At 36.2% G+C, this 24,599-nt stretch carries 18 protein-coding genes and 1 CRISPR repeat array; of the genes, 2 read left to right on the forward strand and 16 right to left on the reverse strand.

Annotated elements, in window-relative coordinates:
- Positions 1-4 precede the first annotated feature (4 nt).
- The 4 genes from IGK63_RS15570 to IGK63_RS15585 form a co-directional block, all read right to left on the reverse strand.
- Positions 5-859 (reverse strand): GRP family sugar transporter, encoded by an 855-nt coding sequence (locus IGK63_RS15570; protein WP_016613022.1) that lies wholly within the window; start codon positions 857-859, stop codon positions 5-7.
- On the reverse strand, positions 856-1,959 hold the full coding sequence (locus IGK63_RS15575) for a glycoside hydrolase family 88/105 protein (protein WP_016613023.1): 1,104 nt from the start codon (positions 1,957-1,959) through the stop codon (positions 856-858). The genes IGK63_RS15570 and IGK63_RS15575 overlap by 4 nt, the downstream gene beginning before the upstream one ends.
- A gap of 2 nt (positions 1,960-1,961) precedes the next feature.
- The gene (locus tag IGK63_RS15580; RefSeq protein WP_016613024.1) at positions 1,962-2,831 is read right to left on the reverse strand and encodes an AraC family transcriptional regulator; all 870 of its coding nucleotides are present in this window, start codon (positions 2,829-2,831) and stop codon (positions 1,962-1,964) included.
- A gap of 1,353 nt (positions 2,832-4,184) precedes the next feature.
- Positions 4,185-5,372, reverse strand: coding sequence for an MFS transporter (locus IGK63_RS15585; RefSeq protein ID WP_429972543.1), 1,188 nt, complete (start codon positions 5,370-5,372; stop codon positions 4,185-4,187).
- A gap of 209 nt (positions 5,373-5,581) precedes the next feature.
- Here IGK63_RS15585 and IGK63_RS15590 point away from each other — a divergent pair, with 209 nt between their 5' ends.
- On the forward strand, positions 5,582-6,430 hold the full coding sequence (locus IGK63_RS15590) for a helix-turn-helix transcriptional regulator (protein ID WP_016613028.1): 849 nt from the start codon (positions 5,582-5,584) through the stop codon (positions 6,428-6,430).
- A gap of 208 nt (positions 6,431-6,638) precedes the next feature.
- Positions 6,639-7,121: direct repeats of the CRISPR family, unit length 29 nt; unit sequence ATTTACATTCCACTATTTTAGATTTGAAA.
- A 493-nt stretch (positions 7,122-7,614) separates the two neighbouring features.
- Here the strand turns inward: IGK63_RS15590 and IGK63_RS15595 are convergent.
- The 5 genes from IGK63_RS15595 to IGK63_RS15615 all read right to left on the reverse strand — a co-directional run bounded on the left by IGK63_RS15595 (position 7,615) and on the right by IGK63_RS15615 (position 12,658).
- Positions 7,615-8,925 (reverse strand): alpha-glucosidase/alpha-galactosidase, encoded by a 1,311-nt coding sequence (locus IGK63_RS15595; RefSeq protein WP_034872178.1) that lies wholly within the window; start codon positions 8,923-8,925, stop codon positions 7,615-7,617.
- Between the two features lie 70 nt (positions 8,926-8,995).
- The gene (locus tag IGK63_RS15600) at positions 8,996-9,607 is read right to left on the reverse strand and encodes a YesL family protein (RefSeq protein WP_016613030.1); all 612 of its coding nucleotides are present in this window, start codon (positions 9,605-9,607) and stop codon (positions 8,996-8,998) included.
- Positions 9,608-9,628: 21 nt separating this feature from the next.
- On the reverse strand, positions 9,629-10,462 hold the full coding sequence (locus IGK63_RS15605; protein WP_005233037.1) for a carbohydrate ABC transporter permease: 834 nt from the start codon (positions 10,460-10,462) through the stop codon (positions 9,629-9,631).
- Positions 10,452-11,321, reverse strand: a complete 870-nt coding sequence (locus IGK63_RS15610; protein WP_005230425.1) for a carbohydrate ABC transporter permease — start codon at positions 11,319-11,321, stop codon at positions 10,452-10,454. Before IGK63_RS15610 ends, IGK63_RS15605 begins: the two co-directional genes overlap by 11 nt.
- A gap of 29 nt (positions 11,322-11,350) precedes the next feature.
- On the reverse strand, positions 11,351-12,658 hold the full coding sequence (locus IGK63_RS15615; RefSeq protein WP_016613031.1) for an ABC transporter substrate-binding protein: 1,308 nt from the start codon (positions 12,656-12,658) through the stop codon (positions 11,351-11,353).
- Positions 12,659-13,213: 555 nt separating this feature from the next.
- On the opposite strand from IGK63_RS15615, the gene IGK63_RS15620 reads away from it, so the two are divergent.
- Positions 13,214-13,657, forward strand: coding sequence for a helix-turn-helix domain-containing protein (locus tag IGK63_RS15620; protein ID WP_253271619.1), 444 nt, complete (start codon positions 13,214-13,216; stop codon positions 13,655-13,657).
- Between the two features lie 701 nt (positions 13,658-14,358).
- Here IGK63_RS15620 and IGK63_RS15625 read toward each other — a convergent pair.
- The 7 genes from IGK63_RS15625 to rplM form a co-directional block, all read right to left on the reverse strand.
- Complete coding sequence (locus IGK63_RS15625; RefSeq protein ID WP_016613032.1) at positions 14,359-16,431, reverse strand: AIPR family protein; 2,073 nt, start codon at positions 16,429-16,431, stop codon at positions 14,359-14,361.
- Positions 16,422-17,327, reverse strand: a complete 906-nt coding sequence (locus tag IGK63_RS15630) for a PD-(D/E)XK motif protein (RefSeq protein WP_016613033.1) — start codon at positions 17,325-17,327, stop codon at positions 16,422-16,424. Before IGK63_RS15630 ends, IGK63_RS15625 begins: the two co-directional genes overlap by 10 nt.
- Positions 17,327-19,918 carry a Z1 domain-containing protein gene (locus tag IGK63_RS15635; RefSeq protein WP_016613034.1) on the reverse strand — a complete coding sequence of 864 codons (2,592 nt, stop codon included), beginning with the start codon at positions 19,916-19,918 and terminating at the stop codon, positions 17,327-17,329. Before IGK63_RS15635 ends, IGK63_RS15630 begins: the two co-directional genes overlap by 1 nt.
- On the reverse strand, positions 19,911-21,362 hold the full coding sequence (locus IGK63_RS15640; RefSeq protein WP_016613035.1) for an ATP-binding protein: 1,452 nt from the start codon (positions 21,360-21,362) through the stop codon (positions 19,911-19,913). The genes IGK63_RS15635 and IGK63_RS15640 overlap by 8 nt, the downstream gene beginning before the upstream one ends.
- A complete protein-coding gene (locus IGK63_RS15645; RefSeq protein ID WP_016613036.1) occupies positions 21,355-22,512 on the reverse strand; it encodes a DNA cytosine methyltransferase in 1,158 nt (385 codons plus the stop codon). The genes IGK63_RS15640 and IGK63_RS15645 overlap by 8 nt, the downstream gene beginning before the upstream one ends.
- Before the next feature lie 1,007 nt (positions 22,513-23,519).
- Positions 23,520-23,912 (reverse strand): 30S ribosomal protein S9, encoded by a 393-nt coding sequence (rpsI, locus tag IGK63_RS15650; protein ID WP_003128901.1) that lies wholly within the window; start codon positions 23,910-23,912, stop codon positions 23,520-23,522.
- 15 nt (positions 23,913-23,927) lie between these two features.
- Complete coding sequence (gene rplM / locus IGK63_RS15655) at positions 23,928-24,374, reverse strand: 50S ribosomal protein L13 (protein ID WP_301280258.1); 447 nt, start codon at positions 24,372-24,374, stop codon at positions 23,928-23,930.
- Positions 24,375-24,599: the final 225 nt, after the last annotated feature.

Below are 24,599 nucleotides of genomic sequence, written 5' to 3' on the forward strand. Positions count from 1 at the left end.
TCGTCTATTTAAATTGACTTAAACCCAAAATTGCTGAAAAAAACATGACCATTCCGATGATCGTATGCATCACTTCTACCTTGGTCTTTTTTTCCTTTAATAATAAAATCCCTCCAATAATAGATACAAATATGCACAACTGAGAAATCGTATAACTTAATCCTACGCCTAACTGTGTCACGATATAAAATAAAGAAACATTTGCTATTGTCCAAAATATACCTGTCAGCACATTACGAGAAACTCTTGACAGTTCTTGCTTTCCTGGATCAAACTTCGCAATCACACAAGAGGAGAGAAACATTGCAAATGCTTGAGGTAGAAAGATTTGTAGCCCTTCTACATGAAAAAGTGATGTCGTTATCATATAGCCCATCAGACAAAGTGATGAGGTACAAATCATGATCATGGTTTGTAACGACACCGTTTTTTGTTCAGTATCCTTTTTTTGATTCATTGTAATAAGATAGATGGCAGCTAGGATAACCAGCAGCAATAGCAGGGTAACAAGTGACTGCCTCATACTCTGCCATTCACGGAGAAGGATGCCCGCAGCCAATGACGTAAACACCAATTGTGTTCCATTTGATAATGGCATCACGATCGAAACTGACCCAGTCTTAAGGGCTTTAAATTGGAGATATTGGCCACCTGCCCAAAATGATCCAGAGATCAACGCCGAAATTGCCCCAGTCAAAGTGTACTCAACACCCGTTAAAAAACTGAGAATGATAGAAATACCAAACGCCGTAACAGTTGTTCCCAATAATTGTTCCACGGGTGATCCCCCAGCTTTTTTAGAAATAATAGGCATCAACCCCCATCCCAAAGCTGGCAAACAATAGATGAGATAGTTCATTTGATTTCCTTTTCTTTCAAAGATTTTGTGATGCTCAAGGCAAGCAGTGTCATCGCTTGTCCATACACCATTGGCATTTGTACAATTCCTTTATAGTCCTCCGCGTTGCATGAAATCGGAGTACCTGCAGACACCCCAAGTACCGTACCATCTTCTGCTATTTTGGCAGTTAATGATGAGATTAAATCGTTGATCGCCTCGTCAGAAAGCTGAATGGTAAGGAAGTCATTCTTTATTCCTAAAAGAATGCCGGCAATGATTCCGGCTGAGCCGGACGTTTCCGTATAGGAAGTGGTGTCCGTTAAAATGGTATGCCATAATCCATCCTTGCTCCGGAGGTCTAACAACGTTTTGACTTGATTGTTGTAGAGATTCAATAGGTACACTTCTGACGACTTAGCTAAATACCCTTTCATTATTTCCAAAAACAGCGGTATACCAATCGTGATCCAGCTATTTCCTCGACACCAAAAATTGCCTCCATAGTTTGATTGTTCTTCAAAATTCCACCCATGATAAAACAACCCACTCTTACGATTCAAGAGATACTTACAATGAAGCAGCATTTGTTCTATTGCATCCTCACGCCATGTTTGATTATCGTATTTCACCCCCATTTTCCCCATAAAAAGCACGGTCATGAAAAGAGTATCTACCCAAATTTGCTGTCGATTCTCTTTTACTGTGAATTTGTCTATCCCAGACGTAATATGCTGTAGTCCATTTTCATCTGTTCTAGGAAACTCTCTTTCAATCCACTTCATCCATTCTAGAGCCATGTTTTCAAACTCCGGATAGTCAACAAGCGTTAGTAAAGGACAAATCGTATTCACATTTTTAGTTGGAAGTCCTTTGTTGATCTCTTCAGTTGCCCATTGTTTGATATACTCATCATTTAGCGGTCCTTCCAAATGTAAACCATAGATTGCGACGCCTTGAGGCCAGTCCCATTGTTCCATGCCAAAGTCTCTAGCAAAAAATCCTTTACTTTCTGATAATTGATTATTATTGTCTCTAAAATCTTCTTGATTTAACGGTACGCTATCAAAATACTTAAGCCGTTCTCTCACAAGTGAGATTTTATTATTCGTTACTACCATTCCTAACTCCTCTTGGCTCTTAAGTTTTTTAATTGGTATTGTTTTGGTGACTCGGCTTGTATCTCTTTAAATTTTTTAATATAGCTAGATTCATCACGATAACCAATTTTTTCCGAAACTTGTTTCACAGAGTATCCTTGTTCTAATAATTCTCGTGATTTCATAATTCGCATATAGATTAAATATTGATTTGGGGTCATCCCAAGTGCATTTTTAAATGCGCGAATAATCGTTGATTTACTGATAAAAAACCGTTCACTCAATTCGTCCAGAGTCATTTCATTCATGTATTCTTCTTTAAGAAAAGAAACAATCTCAGAAATTGTTTGGTAATGCTCATACGATATTGGTTTATGTAGTTTCTCATTAGAATAAACGATTTTATTCAATAGAATAAGTAACTCAGTTAACTTCAATTTTAGATGCAAAAGTTCAAACGGTTTTTCTCGCTCTTGGTCACATCGAATCATTTCCTCATAAAGGTTAGTGACTTTAAGACTTTGATCTGAAGTCAACTCGAGACAGTCGACTTTTTGTTTCTTAGAAAATATTTCTAATAGAAAAGGAAAACTGGTTGTAAATTCTTCAATAAAGCTGGGCTTGAACAAAATAAAATAGCGTTCATACAATTTGCTGCGGTCAATAGAGACTCGATGGAGTTCTTCTGAACTAAATAGAGCAACTGTACCAGCATCCGCATCAAATTTTCGCTCATCAATCTGATAAGTCGTGCTGTTTGTTAATGTAAAATGAATTTCAAACCCGTCATGAAAATGCGGCTTATCCATAAAATGAATCCTGTCTATTTTGTGCATTACTACTAAATCATTTTCAATCAGTACCTTATCAACGTTTTCAGTATCTAATCTCATGTTCTCACCTCACTGACAAGATGATTGTAACCGATTTCTCGATGAAATTGTATGCGTTTCCATTCAATAAATCGGGCAATATTGTCATAAAGGATAGAATTTGGCACGATTTTAATTGTTACTAAATAATTAACCGGAAAAAAAGTATGCATTACTTAATCTAGTTGAGTGGCTCGAAACCTCTTGATATCCCTCCAAGCCAAAATTTTTCGATAAGCAGTTTTAAACGGCACATAACGAGAAGAACGTCCGTTGGTTAAGCGTATCTGGCTTAAATGATGATCGCCATTCAAATCAAACTGTCAGAAAGCATTGGCTACTAAATAGAGAAATAGAGGACTCTATCATTTATCGGGCTGATGAATCATAATTGTCGTTGTACCATTTTTGCGCATCGTAAGAAATAAAAAAACCGCGCGTTTCTACGCGTGGCCAAGATAACATGAACGATAAAAAAACCTTTCAATACACGAACAGTGGCTACCAACCACATATCAGATCGAAAGGAAGTTTTTAATGTCTAACAACGATAAACCTTTAGGGCATGTAAGGTGGAGTTGTAACATTCCCCTTGTTTTTACGGGTGGCTATTTACTATAGCTATAAAAAAGTATCGTTCTCTAGGTTGAGTAAATTACTACAAAATAAAAATCGGGATCTTACGAGTATAACATTCCATTATTTTAGATTTGAACCGATTCATGGCCCAAGAAGTTCATCACTAATTCAATATTTACATTCCACTATTTTAGATTTGAACTACACCACCAGAGGATAAGCCGAAGGGTGAAGAAACATTTACATTCCACTATTTTAGATTTGAACTGGTGATCCTGATTTGCAAAGACCATATCTTACTGGATTTACATTCCACTATTTTAGATTTGAACCCCGCATCTATTACAAGTTGAAATAATAGGCGTTATAGGCCTGTTTCTGTCGATGTCCAAAATTAGGAGTGATTCATCCTCTTAGATAACATTATATATCAAAAAAAGCTTATGTTCTAAGTACTTTTCGTCATCTGTCGTAACTAGGGGAAATCAGGTTATTCGACATCGACAGAGAACGTCTGTAAAAAACTTTAGAACCGAACCTAGGCTACTACTCTCCATGAACTTGTTTTAATGTCCTTTTATACTTTTATGAAAATCTGAATTTTCTTAGGTCATTTATTAACCAAATCTTTTTTGATCACCACACAAAAAGCTAGTCAGGAACTGTTCCTAACTAGCTGTAACTGCTTTTTCATCTTCCTGTGTGTACCATTACCTAAGCTAACCGTTAAAGCTAGTTTCATCTTATAAAATCTTCGTAAAAAAGAGGTTCTCTTGACTACTACCTCTCTTACTTTTAACTAACTTTAAGCTTCCCTGCAATCAGCCCCACTAGAAGCAATAAACTGCCGGAAAGAACAAACACCCACCGTACATCAAAAACATCTGCCACCTGTCCCATCAACAAGGTGAATAAAGCAAAAACACCGGAATTCAAGATGCCTGAGGCAGCGTAGATGGCAACCAATCGATCGGCTGCTATTTTTTGTTGGATTAATGAGGCTTGTGGGATATTTTTGATCTGGGAGAAAAGCCCGATTAAAACGGATAATCCTAGAATCAAAAAGCGGTCGCCTGATAGGGCAACGGCAACTGTGATCAGTCCGCCTAAAATAGCGCCCATTACAATCGCTGTTCGTTTGTTTTTATCAAACCGCTCGGAAAATCGCATCACCAGCGCACTTCCTAGCAACGCACCAACAAAATAAGTGGCGTTGATATAGCCCCACCAAGCATCAGGTGCCTGCATCACTTCTCGGACGAATACTAACACAATCGCGGACACCCAGGCTGTATTAGCGATACTTTCCAGCATATCCATGCCAACGATCACCCGAACCAGAGGATCTTTCATAATCCAGCGCCAACCAATAAACAACTGGTGCCCTAACGGCTGCTTTTCGTTTTTTTCTCGAGTCGTTCTAGGCAAAAACGCTAATACTATCGAGGCGCTTAGAAACAGAAAGCTGTCTAATAAAACCAACTGATGAACAGAAAATACCAGCAGCAAGGAGGTTCCGATCGCCCAGCTGCCGATGTTGACTGTTTGAAGCATCGAATTGAATATTCCATTGGCTTTGACGAGGCGATGCTTTTCCACATATTTCGGGATCAAGGCACGGCTAATTGGTTCTGAACAGCCGTCCAAAAACGAAATCAATGCGACAAGGCAATATAAAACCAATAGATTCATTGTTTCAGCTTTCAAATAGAGATACGCGGTCATAAAAAAGAGCACGGCTGTTTTGCACATCTGGCTGACCTTCAGCACTTGTTCTAAGCGAAAATAACTCGTGATGACCGGTGAGAGGAAGCCGGAAATGACACCGCCTCCTGTTACTAGTACCGGGACAAGCGCCGCTGCCAAAGCAGAGTCTGTCCAGCTAAAAATAGAACTGATAATTGCCACAATATAAATGGTATCTCCGACATTCGCCACTGTTTGGCCAATGATCAATTGGGTAAATCCCTGATTCTTCTTCATTTGTTTTCCACCTTTACTTAGAAATAACGATTGCTCGTTTTTCTAGTTATTGATCGCCATTTGCTAAGTAAAGGATTTTATTTTGTCTGATTCATTTGCGGGGCCTCCTCTATCTGGTGTTGCCTAGCTGTCTAATAGTTCTACTATACCAGATTGACGAGCAAAATTATCTTATGTACACTATAATCACATTGATCTAGGAGGCGCCTATGAATAAGTTAGGAACCACGTATCGTAAAATCAGAAAAAGCCGTGGCATCACGCAAGCGCAAGTTTGTAAAGACCTGCTTTCAAGAACCACCTTGTCTAAATTTGAAAATGAAAAATTAACGCCCTCCGTTACCCTTTTTATCGAACTTTTAGCGCGAATCGATTGCGGTTTTGATGAATTTTTTTACATCGCCCAAGGATACCGTTTAAATGAAAAACAACAAATCTTGCATCAATTTTTCTCTTTGTTTTCCAATCAGGATCCAAAAGCATTGCTTGCTTTGAAAGAGCAATGTTTACTTTTCCAAAAAACATCTGTCAGTAAAACCATTGACTTATTGTTGTATGTAATCGACTCTCTCACAGCGCTCTCAACGAATGCAGAAAAAGAAATTCCTTGCCTGCCCAAAGTTCTTTTGACAGTTCCCTGGGATGCGCTTCAGGCTTATTCAGACTGGACCCTTAATGATATCAAATTGATCAATTGTCTTTTATACCTCTTTCCAGTTGAAACCGCCCACGCCATTGCCCGCCAATTGATCCAACAGCTAAAAAAATACGAAGCACTAGAAAACACTGTGCCCTTACAGTGTGCGATCCATTTGAATGTCGCCTTGCTTTATCTGCAAGAACAGCAACACCCAGAGGCGAAAGAAGCCGCGGATCAAGCCCTGCTATTGGCAAAAAAGAGCAAGCGCTATGATTACTACTCGTTAGCCACTGCTCGAAAAAGTTTTGCGATCGGAGATACAGATTTGTTTGCGCAAGCAAGACAGATGGCATCGTTATTTGAGGATAAATGGACTTGTGAGTTGATTGAGAAGGAGGGACGACAGTTTTTGAGTTGATGGCAGGTTTATTGGAGGATTACATTGTTTATAATGAGGGAATTGGTGATGAAAGTTTGTTTTGAGCTGAAAAAGTGACCAGCCCCTCCATCTTTTTTGGAGGGTGATGTTGTGATGATTCAGTCGATCGTTAATTGAATGCTGTTGATGCCCCATTATTTTAGATTTAGATAAGATCCCACGGTTGTTACTAGCGGTCAACAAGCAGCTTTACATTCCACTATTTTAGATTTGAACTTGACCGTCATTACAAGTACCAGGACATTCGAAATGTATTTACATTCCACTATTTTAGATTTGAACCCATTTCCTTTATGACGATTTCTATCTCTTTCCTCCATTTACATTCCATTATTTTAGATTTGAACCAATGAATCAAAGCGATGAGGGATTAGCCCCCTTTATTTATATTCCACTATTTTAGATTTGAACATTGAAGTTTTTAACTAAGACTTTAACCGTATTTCATTTACATTCCACTATTTTAGATTTGAACCTGAGCATTTGAAAAACAAGATCTTTGAAGTATTGAATTTACATTCCACTATTTTAGATTTGAAAAGAGCCGCTTTTTAACAAATTCGCAACAGGAACGCCATTTACATTCCACTATTTTAGATTTGAAAGGCGCTTGTGGGCGATTCAAGGCGATGTTCTGCTATATTTACATTCCACTATTTTAGATTTGAAACCCACCTCTACTACACATTGAAATAATAGGCTTTATAGGACTGTTTCTGTCGATGTCTAAAATTTGAAGTGATTCATCCCCTTAGATAACATTATATATCAAAAGAAGCTTATATTCTAAGTACTTTTCGTCATCTGTCGTAACTAGGGAAATCAGGGTTATTCAAGATCGACAGACGAATCATTTAAAGCATTCTGTCATCAATTTTGGGCTAATGAAACCAAGCACCTTGTTTTCGTATCATTTCAGATTTGTAATAAAAAAAGATTCGGTCTAAATTTTCTCAAGTCTTCTAACGAACGAACTTTTCGTGTTGAATCATTTTCTACGCAAGGACAAAAATATTTCATTAACTAGGTGAACATCTTTGTGCCATAACTCTTAATATAACAACAAAAAAGAAGTGAAACCCAAAAATTATTTTACAATTTTTGAGTTCGCTTCTTTTTATAAACTTCCAGTGACATAACAATAGACTAAAGCCGAACTTTCTCTATTTGTACTCTGGTAAATAACCTGCATGGGCTTCAATTAATTCATCCACTAGGCAAGTAATTGCTTCTAGCGAGAGTTCTGAAGAGAGATGCGGATCTAGGTAAGCTGCTTGATAGATTTTCGACCGATTCAACGTCAATGCAGCTTCGACTGTTAATTCTTGTACGTTGATGTTTGTTCGATTTAACGCTGCTAACTGGGTAGGTAGTTGACCTACATAGGTTGGTTGAACGCCGTTCTTGTCCACTAAACAGGGAACTTCGACACAACAGTCTTCAGGAAGATTGGTTATGAGACCTTTGTTCAAAACATTCCCTGCAATAACAGAAGGAGTACCAGTTACAATTGAATCCATAATGTATGACGCGTATTCATTACTGCGAGTATGGGTTAATTCCCCATTCATAACAATACTTTCCCTCATCTGATTCCAGTCACTAATTTGATTTTCACAGCGTCGCAGATACTCATCTAGTGGAATATCGAAACTATCGATTAATTCTGGGTACAATTTTTTAATAAAGTAAGGATGATACTCCGCATTGTGCTCACTAGATTCTGTAATGTAATAGCCAAAACGTTTCATCAATTCAAAACGCACCGAATCTTGATGGGGATGTGGTTTTGCTGCTGCTAGCTCTCTGATTTTTGGATAAAAATCTTTCCCGTCTTTTGTCAATTCCAGTAAAAAAGCCATATGGTTGATCCCTGCGATCTTCCACTGAAATTCATCAGCATTATATTGTTCTGAAATCCCAAGTTGCTTAAACAACTCTGACACACAAACTTGCACACTATGACAGAGTCCAACAGTTTTAATCTTCGTTCCTTTCAAAATCCCCATCGTCAACATCGCCATTGGATTGGTGTAATTTAGTAACCAAGCTTGAGGGCAGACTTCCTCCATTTCTCTTGCAAACTCTAGCATCACTGGCAATGTCCGTAGGGTGCGGAAAATCCCACCGATCCCCATGGTATCACCAATGGTTTGTCTTAGACCGTATTTTTTGGGAATCTCAAAATCAATCCAAGTAGATGGCTGGTAGCCGCCTACTTGGATTGCATTGATGACAAAATCTGCGCCTGTTAAAGCTTCTTTGCGATTCTGATAGGTTCGGATTTTTGCCCGATCATGATTGGCATTTTTATTGATCGTTCTCAACATTAGCTCTGATTCTCTAAGCCGCTGTTCATTGATATCGTATAATGCAATATCAGCCTCAGATAAACTTGGGGTCAGCATCGCATCCCCTAACACATTTTTTGCAAATATCGTACTTCCTGCACCAATAAATGTAATTTTAACCATATACTTGCTCCTCTCAATCTCTTCCATATTTTCTCGAAAAATAAATCTTCTATTTTCCTATTGGCAACATTTACTCCATCGATTGTTTGTCTATTTTTATCTGTAATAAGACATAATTTTTCAGCACTAGATACATTGATACACTCCCAGCAAAGAACAACAGAAACATCGGAAAAAGAAACCCTATACACGCTATGAGAATAAGAAAAGCCAAGACCTTAGCTGTTTGAACTGGAAATGCCAGTGCAAAGCATCCTGCTGAAAAAAAGGTCTGATACATCGATCTTCCCCAATAAACACTGAGAGGAAACACATAGACAAGCATGGATAAAGTACCAATAATCGCTAATAGTATGGGAATGCGTAAACCGATAAACAGCGGCTCTTCGGAGGTTAGAACTATGTGAAAATTGATCCCTAAGCTGCCGAGAATCAACCAACAGATGAATCCTAACTTATTGCTACGAAAAAAAATTTTTTTATAGCAACTAAAGAAATCCTGTGCTGTCCATTCGGTTTCACCATCAACGATGAAGCTCTTTAACAGAATGAAGCTAGTCATCGTAGCTGGAAAAAATCCAAAGAGACCAACCCCTAAAAGGGTAGACCCTAACCAGAGAATGTTGAGGTACGCAAATTTCATTATCCACTCTAGATACTGTGCCAGTTGATTGATTTTCACTTATTAATCATCCTTTTTTATCTATCCCTTAATCCCTGTCAATGTGATTCCTTCGATAATATAGCGTTGGGCAAACAAATAGACCAGAATAATTGGAATCACCGAAATCGTGGCACCTGCCATCATGTAAGACCAATTTGTCACATAGAGTCCTTTAAAGTTATTTAGCAACAAAGGAACCGTGAATTTTTCAGGCGTTGAAAGATAAATCAATGCATCCATGAAGTTATTGTACGTGCCCATAAAGATAAAGATCGTCATGGCTGCAAGCGCCGGTTTGATCAATGGTAATATGACACTCCAATAAATACGCGGGATGCTCGCACCATCCATCACTGCCGCCTCTTCTAATTCTTTGGGGATTCCTCGAATAAATTGTCTCAATAAAAAAACTGCAAACGCGTTAAATAAAGCACCAGGAATGATCAATGGCAAATGCGTGTTTAACCAGCCTAACTTGTCCATAATCAAATACAATGGAATCATGGTGACTTGCTTAGGAATCATCATTGTCGCTAAAAATAGCAGAAACAGAGCCTCGGAACCTTTGAATTTCAATTTTGCAAAAGCATAAGCAGCCATCGATCCAGTGAAAAGCTGACTAACAACGACGATGATCGTAATGTAGAAGCTGTTCCAATAGGCGCGACCAAAAGGCATCGCTTGCAATGAATCGAGGTAATTTTGCCAGACAATCGGATTCGGGAACCAAACAGGTGGTATTGCAAAAATCTGTGTCATATTTTTTAAGGAACTGCCGATCGTCCAGAGAAAAGGAAAGACCATCAAAAAAGAACCGATTGCTAGTAATCCGTGTAAGCACAATTTGCCTACGCTAATTTTCTTATTCTTCATAATGAACCCACCTTTTTTGCGCATAAAATTGAATCAATGTAAGAACCAAAATCGCTACAAACAGGATAACCGCGCCTGCTGCACTTGACCCAAAGCGAAAATCAATAAAGGCCTGCTGATAAATGTGATAAACAAGTGTATAACTGGCTTTCCCCGGACCACCTCGAGTAAGAACAAATGCTTGGTCAAACACTTGAAACGAACTAATAATCGCCATAATGGATAGAAAGAATGTGGTTGGTGAAAGCATCGGTAAAGTGATTTTAAAAAATTGCTGCAACTTACTGGCGCCATCCATTTCTGCTGCTTCATAATAGGATTTGGAGATATTTTGAATACCTGCTAAAAAAATCACCATATTGTAACCTAGCTGCCACCAGATACTTAACATAGCGATAGACAGCATCACGATCCGAGTATCCGTCAACCAATTAGGTCCTTGGATACCGATCATCCCTAATACCTGATTCAATATCCCAATATCCCCATTTAAAATCCACATCCACATGACGGACACAGAGACTGAGCTTGTCACAACCGGCATGAAGAAGAACAATCGATACACATTTTTTCCAGTACGTTTATTCAAAACGACCGCTAATACCAGCGCCAGACACAGACCGATCGGAACAGTGAATAAGGTATAGAGTAACGTATTGTATGTTGCTGTCCAAAAATCAGGATTGGCAAATTGATTGACATAATTCTGAATCCCTACAAACGTCCGAGCACCAAACCCATCCCATGACATGAAGCTCAAGCCAATTGCTATTGCCACTGGAATCAGAGAAAAAATGATGAGCCCCACTAATTGTGGCGTTAGAAATAACCAGGCCCATTTTGTTGTGCTTTTCCTCATCCTACCACCTCCTCATATAATAAGTATTGCTACGGTTGATTGGCTTCGATCAATTCATTGGCTGTGTTTTCCAAGCGTACTACAGCTTCATCAAGATCTAACTGCCCTAAGAAGAGTAGATCCAGAATACTTTCTAATTGATCACTTAGTCCTGGAACCAATGCCTGTTTATCTTCTACTTTACCGATATCTCTGGCATCGATTAAATAGTTGGCTTGCTCAGGTATCGTGGCATTTTCAATGATGTCATCTGCTGTCGTCACAGAAGGAACAGCATTCCCCTCATCTTCTAACCGATCCCGTTGTCCTTGCTCCGAAGTATAATAGGATAGAAAGCGCAACGCTTCTTCCTTATTTTTTGAATGATCACCTACTGCTAAATACGCGGTTGCAATAAAGCTAGGTTCGATTTGTTCACCTGTGTTAGTAGGATATGGAATGTAATCAAATTCTAATGCCTCATTTTCGCTGAACATTGGTGTGAACCACCGCCCCGCTGACACAAAGGCTGTTTGGTTGGACAAAAACATGGCGTCCCCACCTTGCCCCTCTGGCAAAGCCCCTGCATAGGTGAAATTCCCGTCAACTACATTTTTCGTCAAATAAGCAAAGGTTTCTATTCCTCGTTCATTTTCGGGTAAAATAAATGAACCATCTTCCCCATACATTTCTCCACCATTTGACCACAGCCAACTGAAGTAGTGATGTGCACCATTTTCTAGGACATGACCATATTTTCCATTAGCAGTGACCGTCTCATTTATCCTTTGGAAATTATCCCAGGTCCAATTTCCAGATTCATATAACTTTTGCGGTTCGTTAGGATCCAGTCCTGCTTCTTCTAGCACTTTTTTGTTGTAATACAACAACATCGGATTCGAATCGACAGAAACACCGTAGATTTGCTCTCCTCTTCGAGCAGGACCCCAAATTCCTGAGGCAAAGTCATCAACTTTGACATAGCTATCCTCTGATTCCAAGAAATCTGTTAATTCAATCAATCGTCCCGTCGCAATCAGTTGCGCCATTTGTACCTCCCCTACATAAAATAAGTCAGGAGCTTGACTTCCTTGCAACTGCGTGAGTAATTGCTGCGCATACGTATCACCAGGAGCAGGAATAAGTTCGATGGATACGTTTTCATTTTGTTTCATATAGGCATCAATCGCTCGCTGATATACTTCTTGCTCTGCTGGATTTCCCCAGGCTGTCATGGTTAGCGAAACTTTTCCTTTATTGCTGCCAGACTCCCCTTGATTTGATTCATTGGAACAAGCCGATAGAAACAGGATACTGACAAAACAAACTACCCCTAGTAAACACAATCTTTTTCTCATATAAATTCCTCCTTATATTTGTTTGGTTGAAAATCAAATAAAGCCTAAGCCTTTCTAACAAACTTTGTCTGAAAACAAAGTGGTAACGTATAGAAAATTCCTCCTTCCTCTTTCACATGCTATAATCGATCAAAGTTTTTATGGTGCTGTTAGGAAAGTCTTAGGTGTGTGATGAAACTCTTGTCCAGTTCATGACTATGAGCATACTCTATTGAACTTTATCTTAATCATGAAATTCCTTGGTAAGTTGAAAGATTACTGTTGTCTACGGACTTGCATTATCTGATTGATTTGACAACTCTTGATAAAAAAATAACTGGTAACAGCTGATTCTCATGGAAATAGATTGATTGAAGGTATTTCTCAGAACATAGTCTCATTTTCATTTTCCAACCTATAACAGATTTAATTAAAATCGTATCTATTTTGTATACAACTCATCTTATCACAACAAAATAGATATTTAAACAAAAAAATCTATTTTATATACAAAACATACCTATTTTGTATTCTGTGATACGCTTTTATAAAATAGGTATGAGAGGTGCAGAATTTATGTCCCAGCAAGAGAACTTATACGAATCCTCAAGAATAGGGGAAAATGTGGTTAATTTAAGAGAAAGTAAAAATTATTCTCAAGCGCATCTGGCAAAGCTAATGAACCTTAATAAAAATGTTCTCGGCAGAATTGAACGAGGTGAGCGACCGTTAAGAGATACCGAGATTTTAAAACTAGCAGAAATATTTCATGTGTCTACAGACTTAATTCTTGATAATCAAACCGAAGTCATCCCTGAGTTACAAAAGAATTTCTTAGACTATCGAAATAGCAGTCAAAAAGATATTTCTAAACAAATGTCGATGTTTCTTGATTTTCTAAAAAAAGAACCTAACTTAACCTTCTCAGGAAAAGTGCTTTCTAGTGAAGAGCGAAAGAACATCACTACGGCGTTTGAAGTGACAAGTCGTTTGATTAGTGAACAGTTATCTCGAAAATAGAATAGTGGTATGGTTGCGTATTTCTAGTTGAAAAGCTGCGAGAGAAGCAAGATATCAATACATAAAAAAGAAGTACTCAAAATAAATCATTTTTGAGTACTTCTTTTTATATGCTTAGATTTCTATTACTCTTTGCTAGTTTTACTGGATTTATAAGCGAATAAATTCGCAACGCATCCGGCAATAAACGTTTTAAGAACGAAATTGAGTACTACATACACACATCAATGCTGTCGAATCAACTTACAGCAAAGTTTAACAGCTTTTGAAGTGGATATAAATAGAGGAAATTGGACGTTTACTGATCAATTTGAATCATGATAGATGATAGTTGAATACAATTTATTTATTAATTTTATCAGTCTATTTTTGAGAATCATTTTAAATTACTCTTATTTATTTGAGACCGTATTGTGTGTTCCATGAAAATCTGGTTGTATTTGACACAACGTAGACTGCTACAAATCAAGGTTTTCTTCAAAAGTAAAATCTTAATAATTGTTAGTAAAACTTGTTTGAAAAGGTCAAAAAATATTCGTAATTATGTTAATAAGAAATTTCATTACTAAAAAACACACTATTGTTTAAAATACCAATATTTTTTCGATTTCAAAATTAAAACGTTCGATCTATAGCTATCATGTATTTCATTATTAATACTTGAACCAAAGAAAAATCCAATTATCACACTCTATTAAAAACTATAATCCAAAACCTTCAAGTTCAGCTTTCTCAATAGTTTGCAAAGCAATTTTACTTTGCTTATCTGATAAAAATTTGTTAGCTACTAACATAGCAATTATATTTCGCTCTTTTGGAAAGAATTCCTTACGATGTTTATCAATGAAAAGTAATAAATCTTTATAATAATTTGGATTTTCCTTAAGCCTTTCGTACACTGATGCAGTATCAAAAAAATCATTTTTAAACTTCTCATCATTTCTAGCTTTTTTCTTAGATTGCTTCACAACTTCTTTTGAAATAATGATACTGGATAAATCATAGGCTTTATTTATCTTTACCATTAACTTGACATCATCCCACGCAACTATTCTTTTAGCGTATTCAGTTACATTTCCATCTACTCTTGTTAAAATGTCACGGATCTCATATGATATAGCATCCATAAATCCTAGAACTGGTTGTGGTACTGTCTGTTGTTGCCAGATTTTCGAATAGTTGAATTTCACATTCATTTTTTCTTCAAGATACCAGTAAAGGTAGGATAATGTGTATGCATTAATATTTGCTTTATATCCGTTGGAACCTGCGCCTTTTTTAGTTAGTTGATCCAATCCTTTAAACATGATGACATTCGAGATCATTTCTTTATAAAATTCTTGATTTATAAGATTTGGATCTTTATCCCATGTTTCAACTATCCATTTTGAAAAAGCTTTGAATGCTGCTTGCCCACCTTTAGATGCAATATCTGGCCGTTTCTGATATATGTTAAAGTATTTAGCAAAATCTGATTTTTTAAACATTTGTACTTTAGGGTTTTTATTAGAAAAGTTAGTTTTTTGGCTAGAAGGCATTTTATATGTTTCTTGTGCGTATTGCCCTGCTGCCCTCTCATAATACCAGTAAGTTCCATGGGAAAAACCATCCGCCGCTGGGGTAGAAGTTTTCCTTGATAACTCTTCAATCTTTTTGTGAAATGGATGATTACTTGCTAAATCAACATCTGATACTTTATTCTGTGAATTAGCATATCGCGAAATAGCCGGAATCAATTCGTCTTCAATTTCAATATTTTTTATAACATTCAATTTCATAGGTACTGAGACTTCCTGAAGCTTTTCAACTCCGCCCTTCTCATTAACTAGCACATTTGCAAGACTAGCTGTAGTCTGTCCACCGTTTACGATTTGTAACCCAATAATTTTTGAGATAATATTATTCTCAATTACTATACTTTTAGCAGTGCAAGTTAAGCCATTATTATAAGCAAAGAATTTCTCTGGCTCTTTCAATATGGTAAGTCTAATTCCCTTGTTAACATTACCGCGTGTTTGTAAGAAGGAACGAACATTACTCTCTATCAGCCTACTCCCATATTCATTATATAGTCTTGCTAATGTGTAACCATTAATGTTACACAAATATGACTCATAATCATCCGCCTCATTGGCTTTTAGAGCTGGTATTAATTGAAAATTATTCAAATCTATTTCTAAGTCAACCTTACCTTTTCTACTCTCTGATAAACTTAAAATACGTTCTATCCCAACAAGTTGTGTTGAAATTTTCACATCCTCAATTTCTTCATCCTTTATCCTTCTTAAGTTACGCGTTAAAGGTTTATCTGTGAAAATAAATACCTTAACTGATGTCAACTCGTAGAACTGATTTTTTTCATCTTTTTTCCTCGTATATATTGATCTAGCCAGATTTACAGCCTCATTAGATTCTTCACCATATTTCGAAATCTCTTCTGAATGTGAGAAAAAGTTTCTAGCCCTTTTATAGAGCCTCTCAGCATCAGTAAGCAATAAAGTTGAAATCGTGTCACTAAAATCTATATCATCTACAATCATCAAGTATAAAATTCCATCTAGCTCATTATAAGCAAAGCCAGATATACAGGCTTTTTGGTTTCGAGATAGTGGCATTTCAAAATGAAGGAAGTTTGGTTCAGCTATAATCTCATCATTTTCTACTAAATAATCAGCATAGGTTTCAAAGAAAGCTTCTTCAAAGGTAGAACCCGTTAGCTGACGTTCTTCATTCACTTGTTGTATAAGAGTTTCATGAAATTTATTTATTTCCATATTTCTTCCTCATTTGTTATTAAGTCAACTATGCTACTAAGAGATAAATCATAAGAATAATTTATTACAGCATGTGGAACATTAGAATGATCTATGAACGGAAATCCTGATCCTATTTCAAAATACGATAGTGAATTAACTGTGTACGAAAATTTATCATATACCTTTGCTTCCTCAAGTGGAAAAATACCTAGCTCAAGTAGCTTTCCATTAAACAGGACATGTATGTCTGGACTAGTAATTTTTTCTTTGATAGACACTATTAAGTTTGTCAAATTAATAGATGAATTGGAGATTTCACTTGATTTACTTACTTCAACTACGACTAAATACATGTTCTCGCTCAATTGGTTTTCATTCGAGATTCTAATGGAATCGGACTGCTGTGTTCGTGTTTTTATTTCAAAAATTTTTTCCGTAGTGACGAAGTCTTGATTAGCTTTCTCTGGTCCAGTCCAAGATTTAACCGCATTACTAATTCCAATATTAGGGACCAATACAGTATTTAAAAACCATAATTCTCCAATAAATCCGCGAATCCATTTTTCATCCATTTGTTCTCTTTCACGTTTAAAGAGGTCTGACCAATATTGAAACCTACTAGCTAAAATTTCAAGAACTTGTTGTTCAGTTGTTGCATTCTCTACACAACTAAGCATGTCTTCCGTCAAGACACTAAAAATATCATTTGATATTTCATTATCATCAGTCAAAGAGATGAAAAGTCTGTACTCATTTGGACGCTCTACTATTCGACTAATAATTTTTGTAGTTTTTAATTCAAACTTTGGCTTGTTTTTTAAAATAAAAACAATCGAGTTGGCCCCTTGACTGTCAATACCTTTGAATGTTTTTACTGCCTTAACACGAGTTATAATACTAAACATGTCTGACATCACTCAATATCATCCTCACTTTCGTCCAAAGTAGCGAATTCCTCTATTTGTTTTCCAACAAGCAGTTGTTGTTGCAAAACCGTATTCATTTTTGTTTTATAAACCAATGGTTTTTTCCCAGTCTGTGGAACCCCTAACGATAACGCCCAGAATATCTCAGACTTATGTTGCTCATAGAATAATTGTGTGGGCTCATCTTCACTCGGATTCAACTGCTCTGGATAAAGAATTAGCAACGGGTTTCTTTCATGTTTTTCAAACTCAGAAAAATAAGACTTTTGTGAATCGAATTCTTTTGACTTTTCTAACCCCTTCGCATCAAGACCGTACTTACCATCACTAGGTGAACCAATTCTAGAATTTGAAAAAGCAATAACTTTCAAATTGGGTTCATATCTAAATAGCCTCGTTCTGTTTTTTATATTTTCTATTGTGGAACCTTTATTACCTGCGATCTTTATGTCAAACTTATCAAATTCTTTCATCACCTCGGCCACTACCATTGAATTAAGCTTATTATAATTGCCGTATTTATAACCAAGCAATATCTCCTGGACAGTTTCTTTGTTGGCACCCTTTATAAGTAAGCTTTTATCGAATTCCGACTTGTGTTGTTCAATCCACTGCTCGATTAATTCTCGATTATTTTCTACTTCTTCAGAGGGAAGTTTTGTGGTTTCCTTATACTCTCCAGAAATTCGAACTGTTACTTTATGATTCTTAGCATGCCTCATCTTATTCCGAGCGGTAATTAATAAAGTTGCCTCATCTTGATTGTTTGCTTCACGTATGTATAAGCCAAAATCATTAGGGGTTTGATGTTGGTTTATCATATTTTTCAACTGTCTTTTAAGATCGTTCGTTGCTTCCAAAATTTGATAATACCAATCAATTGATCTATTAGGCATATACAGCTTTATAATGTCATCGTAATTTGGACGATATCCAAACCAACGTCCCATTTGCATCAATGTATCATACATCAGTGTATTACGATAAAGATAACTGATTGATAAACCTTCCAAGGTAAGTCCCCTAGATAGAGCAAAACCACCTACCGCAATAATACGTGCTCCATCAGGATAATCCTCGTATTGAAATCCTTTATTTTGAGCATTAATAACTTCGTTTGTTATTCTATCCGTTGAAACATATAGATTAGTATAAATTTGATTCCAAGTTTCTTTAATATTCGAAAATTCATTATTATACACTTGCATAAAATCTTTATGAATTAGTGTATTCTTATCAAGAATATACTGCTTAATTTGTCGTTTTAAATCACCAACTTCATTTGTTATGAGATCATTTACTTGCTCTTGAATATAATTAAGATGACTAACGTTGACAAGCATTGATCTGTGCTTATTTTTATCTCCTCTCAAGTCTCGAATCACATTTTGTATAAAAAATACTTTTATCGCTTCTTTCAAGCTCTTCGGTAAATCATCAACTACAAAATTTTTTCGTTTCTCTTTAGGAATAACCATTGGAATCTCTCGTTCTGCATCATCATTTGATTTTAATATGCAATGATATTTACTATTTTCAGGGAAAATATTTGCTGCTCCCATATAGTTAGACGGAGTATCCAAAATTTGTATAAAATCTTTAGGGAATAGGTCATCATTTTCTCTATGATCTATCAAAACGTTTGCGAATGGTGTTGCAGTAAAACCAACATAACTAGCTCGTTTAAATAAAGATAAAACTCCTCTAATACCGGTATTAATTGTTGTTGCGTTATTTGCCTCATTTGTATTAATCGTTGCGTTATCTGCCTCATCATCTATGAAGAGCAAACTCTTATCTATATAGGTGCCATTATGTTTTTCCAACCATTTTGCTAGACTATCTAATGAAGTCTTATTCTTTTTTATAACTGCGACCATGGGAACAGACTTAGATATGCCTGTAGTAAAATTCACATTTTTCTTGAAGTCAGCTGTTTTGGTTGTTACTATTAGTGCTTCTAACTCTTTATTCCAATTCTTAATAGTCTTTTTCACATCAAAGTCGCCAGAATCAAAACCTCCAAAACCTTGCTCGATACGTTCTTGGGTCTGTCGCCGTAGTTTCTCAATTGTTCCAGTAGTCACAACAATCACGTTATAACCTGCGTCAGCAGCTTTGTTCATTAATGCAATGAAATTCCCAGTTTTTCCTGATTGAACATCTCCAATCACCAGACCTTTTTTGGAAAACGTCGTCTCCGATAGTGGATCTCCGATACTATTCATCACTTTATCCATAGAATTACTTATAGTGATAATTACATTATTAGGGTATCCAGAAACATACTCTAAATATTTCTCATATGCATCAAATCTATCCGTTCCACGTTCAACACGTGTTTGAACAAACCAATTGGAGTTGGGATTTATTTGCAAAATATCTCCTTCGTCTAGAGATACATTTACATGTTCAAGAACACGGCGTGTTAATTCTTCAAAAGTGCTCTCATTCATTTTGAAAACAGATTGTAAATTTTTTAAATGATCCATAATATCTTCTAAAGTGCGTTTTCCTTCAATTTCTACCGCAGACCGTGCTAAATCAAGATATTTGTCTACTAATTCATAATCAATCATTAAGTTCACCCTCAATTCTTGCCAATAAAGCAGATTTATCAGAAAATACTTCTGAGTATTTAAGTGTTTCTAGCAAAGACAATTTGTTTTTCTTTGTCGTTTGGGTATCAAGTAAAGCCATTATGGTCTCATAAGAATTATCATCAGAATCGTTCCCCTTCTCAATCTCCCGATTAGATGCCATATCATATCGAATACTTTCTAATGGCAAGTGCTCCTCAATCTGTTTTATTAACATACTTAATAATCTATTATCAGAATCAGATAGATTATTTTGAAGCTGTTTGATCAAAGGATTATCCATATTTAAGTAATATGCCACTTTATTTTCTTTCTCAACACGATCAAACACATATTGCAAATTATCTTTATTTCGCCTTGTACCACGATACTTATAAACCCGTTCAGATTCGCCTATGCTCGTTGTGATTATGTTCCTAAGTTGAGCCCTGAGACTGGTTGGAATATTTAATTGTGCTTTTTTCACATCAATCTCCCAAAGATCATCAATCGTATTTGGGATATCAATCTGAATTTTAGCTAAGTTTGCTAATTCATTAGGACGAACGAGTCTAAACCATTTTCCCCAAGCAATTAATCTTTTATTCCTATAAATATATAATCCAGGGCCAAGTCTATTATGCTCAAATTTTCTTAGAATATGTCGTTCTCTTTGAGATAACCGTTTCTGGTAAGGTACTATATACGGTTTGACATCAATTCTTGCGTTACGAGTAGTTTCGAAAAGTACATCTGATGCCTTTGGTTGTGTAGCCTTATTATTAACAAAAAAAGGATCAACAAAATCAATTGCTCTTTGATTAAAGAAAATATTCAATTGATTCTCTTGTAAAAAGCGATGAAATACCAACGACAAATGATTTTCTGCCTTTTCTAAAGCTTCATCAAAGTTAGTGTTAAACTTAGCAGATTGTTCCAACTTATCGAATTTTTCCCAGATGACAATTGTTCCAGAATTTAGCATTGCTAGTTTACTAAAATTGATCGTGCTTTCTATTTCACAATTATCCAAGACTTGTACCATCCAAGCATTCTCTTTTTTTACCACATCTAAGTCCCATACAGCTCCTGAAACTTCAGTCTCTTTAATTGAAACAACAGTCAATTTTCTACATTGACTAAAAGATGCCATCTTTAGACCAAGGCCAAATCTACCAAGATCCTCTTGTGAACGAAAATCAAATATGGATTTTGACCCATACTTCATCGCTTGTATTAACTCTTCATTAGACATTCCATGTCCATTATCAAGAATCGATACATACTTTTGCTCATTATCGAAATCAATATCAATTCTCTTAGCTTTCGCTGAAATCGAGTTATCAATTATATCTGCGACAGCGGTTTCAAAAGTATAGCCGACAGAGCGTTGACTCTCTATCAGATTTGAAGCATCTGGAACTAATTCGTAAAAGCTACTCATTAAAGTAAATCCCTTTCAGTCTAACAATTTCTTGGAAAATCCTTGTCAAAACATCTACCGCAATTGAATTTCCAGACATTCTATATAAATGGCTATTTGTAAAATAATGATTACCTTCATTAGAACTTATGAGTTTGTCAAATTTATGTTCTGGAAACCCCATTAAAAGAAATGTTTCTCGTGGTGTTAAATACCTCATGCGATCATTTTGTAGTATAACCCCAGCATTAGGATTTCGATCCTGTTTGGTAGATATGGTATTTGTAAAAGCTGCCTTAACTGTGCCATTTTCTGCAAGCAGTCTATTTCTTTTATAAATTTTTTCTCTACTCGGCGTATAATTGGGAGTTGCAGCAATAGCTTCTTCTACATGATCAAATCTCAAATAATCAGCTAAATTTGATTCGATATTGTAATTTAATTCGGATATTTCATTTTCATCTACTTCTAGATTCCTAATAGATAACATAAAAGTCCTTGAACGTGATTGTGGGATACCAAAGTTTAGAGAATTCAGACCCCTATAAACTTTATTTGTGTAACCCATCATTCTTAGCTCATCTTGCCATTGAACAAAATTCGGATTGTGTTTAGGCGAGGTAATCGTATTAACGTTTTCCATTAGTAAGAACTTAGGTAGAGGGGCATTCATTTCAGTACGCTCTTTTAATATTCGCTCAACCTCCCAGAGTAAACCAGATCTAGTATTAGCACCTCTTTTTATTCCATCATTATTATTATTGTACCAAGCTGAGCCTATGGAAAGATCTTGGCAAGGAAAACTATAGGTTAATAAATCTGTATTATCTGGAATCATATCACCCTTTACCTGAGTAATATCACATAGATTTTTATTTCTATTAATTGCTGCATATAACTTTTGTAATTTTTCTTCATTAAGTCTACGTAAACCATGATCTGAGAATGGTCTTTTTCCATCTGGACTAAGAGTTACTTTAGACAATCTCTCTAAAATTTCACCTTTAGTTAATTCTGAAGGAGTGTTGTCTCTATGATGCATAATGTCGTATGCATAAATGGCATTTATATCCCACTCAATAGTATTTATAATTTCATGCTCAATGTTTATTTTCTCCAAGGCTTGTTTTTGCGCACCAATACCGGAAAAAGCTTCTACTACTCTTAACATAGTCTATTCCATTCCTTCTTTTACTATCAATATTCTATCCTAAAGCCACTGCTTACTATTTTTTGAAAATTTGTACAAGCTAATCACCAGTTTCCACAACTTTTCAACAAGTCGACGAGAACAATTCAAAAAAATGTATTAGTTTTTTTAATGATTATACTGTCATGTGATAATTATCGTATTAACTCCAATTATAGTCAAGCTTATATATAATACAAAGCCACCCCAATTAATTCACCTTTTTTGAAGATTTATAGCCATTGCTTAGCGGCACGCAATTATAAATCCCCCATTCTAACAAGGAGCTAACTATAAACTGAACAAAGTGAAAATACCTAATTTATATTTATTGTACCTATGTTTTAGAATTCACTGTAATAAACTGAGGGTGACGAATATTTCGATCCCAATTGCTTTAATAAATCCGCTAGGCTAGAGCAATCGATAAAGAAGTTATGTTAACTTTCCATAGTCTACTAGACACTTATGTATCGTTTATATTCTATCCAGATAAAGATGTCTTTAAACTCTTAGGTTACACCTACCTTCCCCCAAAAGGAAAACATTATTATGAATTAACTCCAGAAAAAGGTTCTACAATATTTATTGTCGGTGGAAAATCTATGGATTTTCTACTGACACATTTTTTTGTAAAAAAAGATAGAAAAAGAGATAGCCTAACTGGTAGAATTTATTCGTCTAAAACAAAACTACACCAAGAAAAGAAATTGCCGAACGCTATTTTGTCTCTGACTTAACCGTCCTGCGTATCCTGCACATCTGTTTAAAAACGTAGCCTGCAACTATCGAAATTCCCACAACTTTCGATCAAGAATTTATCTCATTCAAGGCTTGATCTTCAAAGTAAGACAAAAACCAGTTAAGCACTCTGACTAACTGGTTATGACTAAATTTTCAGTTATCTCTCTCTACCAACACTAAATGTCGAAGAGCCATAAAAAAACACCCTCCAAAAGGAGAGTGCTTTGAAATCTTCGATAAAAAGATTAACGTTTTGAAAACTGTGAAGCTTTACGAGCTTTCTTAAGACCTGGTTTTTTACGTTCAACCATACGCGCGTCACGAGTAAGTAATCCAGCACGTTTAAGAGCTAAACGGAAATCAGGATCAACTTGTAACAATGCGCGTGCGATACCGTGACGGATTGCACCTGATTGTCCAGCGTATCCACCACCATTTACGTTTACAAAAACATCGTATGAACCTTTAGTTTCTGTAACGCCGAATGGTTGGTTGATTACTTCACGCAAGTCTGCGTGTGGGATGTATTCTTCAACATCTTTTTTGTTAACAGTAATTTTACCAGTACCTGGTACTAAACGTACGCGGGCTACTGCATTTTTACGACGGCCAGTGCCGATATATTGAGCTTGTGCCAATGAAATTCCCTCCTATTAGATTAAGTTTGTGATGTCCAATACTTCTGGTTGTTGTGCAGCATGTGGGTGTTCAGCGCCAGCATAAACATGAAGTTTCATTCCTTGTTTACGGCCTAAAGTGTTTTTAGGAAGCATGCCTTTTACAGAAGTTTCGATCAAACGACGAGAATTTTTAGCACGTAATTCTCCAGCAGAGACTGATTTCAATCCTCCTGGGAAGTTTGAGTGACGGTAATAAATTTTATCGCTTGCTTTGTTACCTGTTAATTTGATTTTTTCTGCATTAATGACGATTACGAAATCGCCTGTATCCACATGAGGTGTGAATGTTGGTTTATTTTTACCACGTAAGACAGATGCTACTACTGCTGAAAGACGACCCATAGGAACATCTGTTGCATCTACTACGTACCATTTACGTTCTACTTCGCCTGGTTTGGCCATATATGTTGTACGCACAATTTTTTCCTCCAATTCAATTTCACGAATGTTTGACATACACTTGAGTTTCCGGGGCTCTTGTGGGGCAAACAATACCATATAACATAATACCTTCTATAAAGCCTAATGTCAACGTAATTCCGCCTCTTTTTGAAAATTTTCTCCATTCGTTTTCTGCCATTTTCTCTGAAAAATGAAACTTGTTGTTGCAGACTTCTAAAACTGAATACCATAATGAATATTATG

The sequence above is a fragment of the Enterococcus sp. AZ040 genome (assembly GCF_050499185.1).
In the GTDB taxonomy this organism is placed as follows: domain Bacteria; phylum Bacillota; class Bacilli; order Lactobacillales; family Enterococcaceae; genus Enterococcus_D; species Enterococcus_D entomosocium.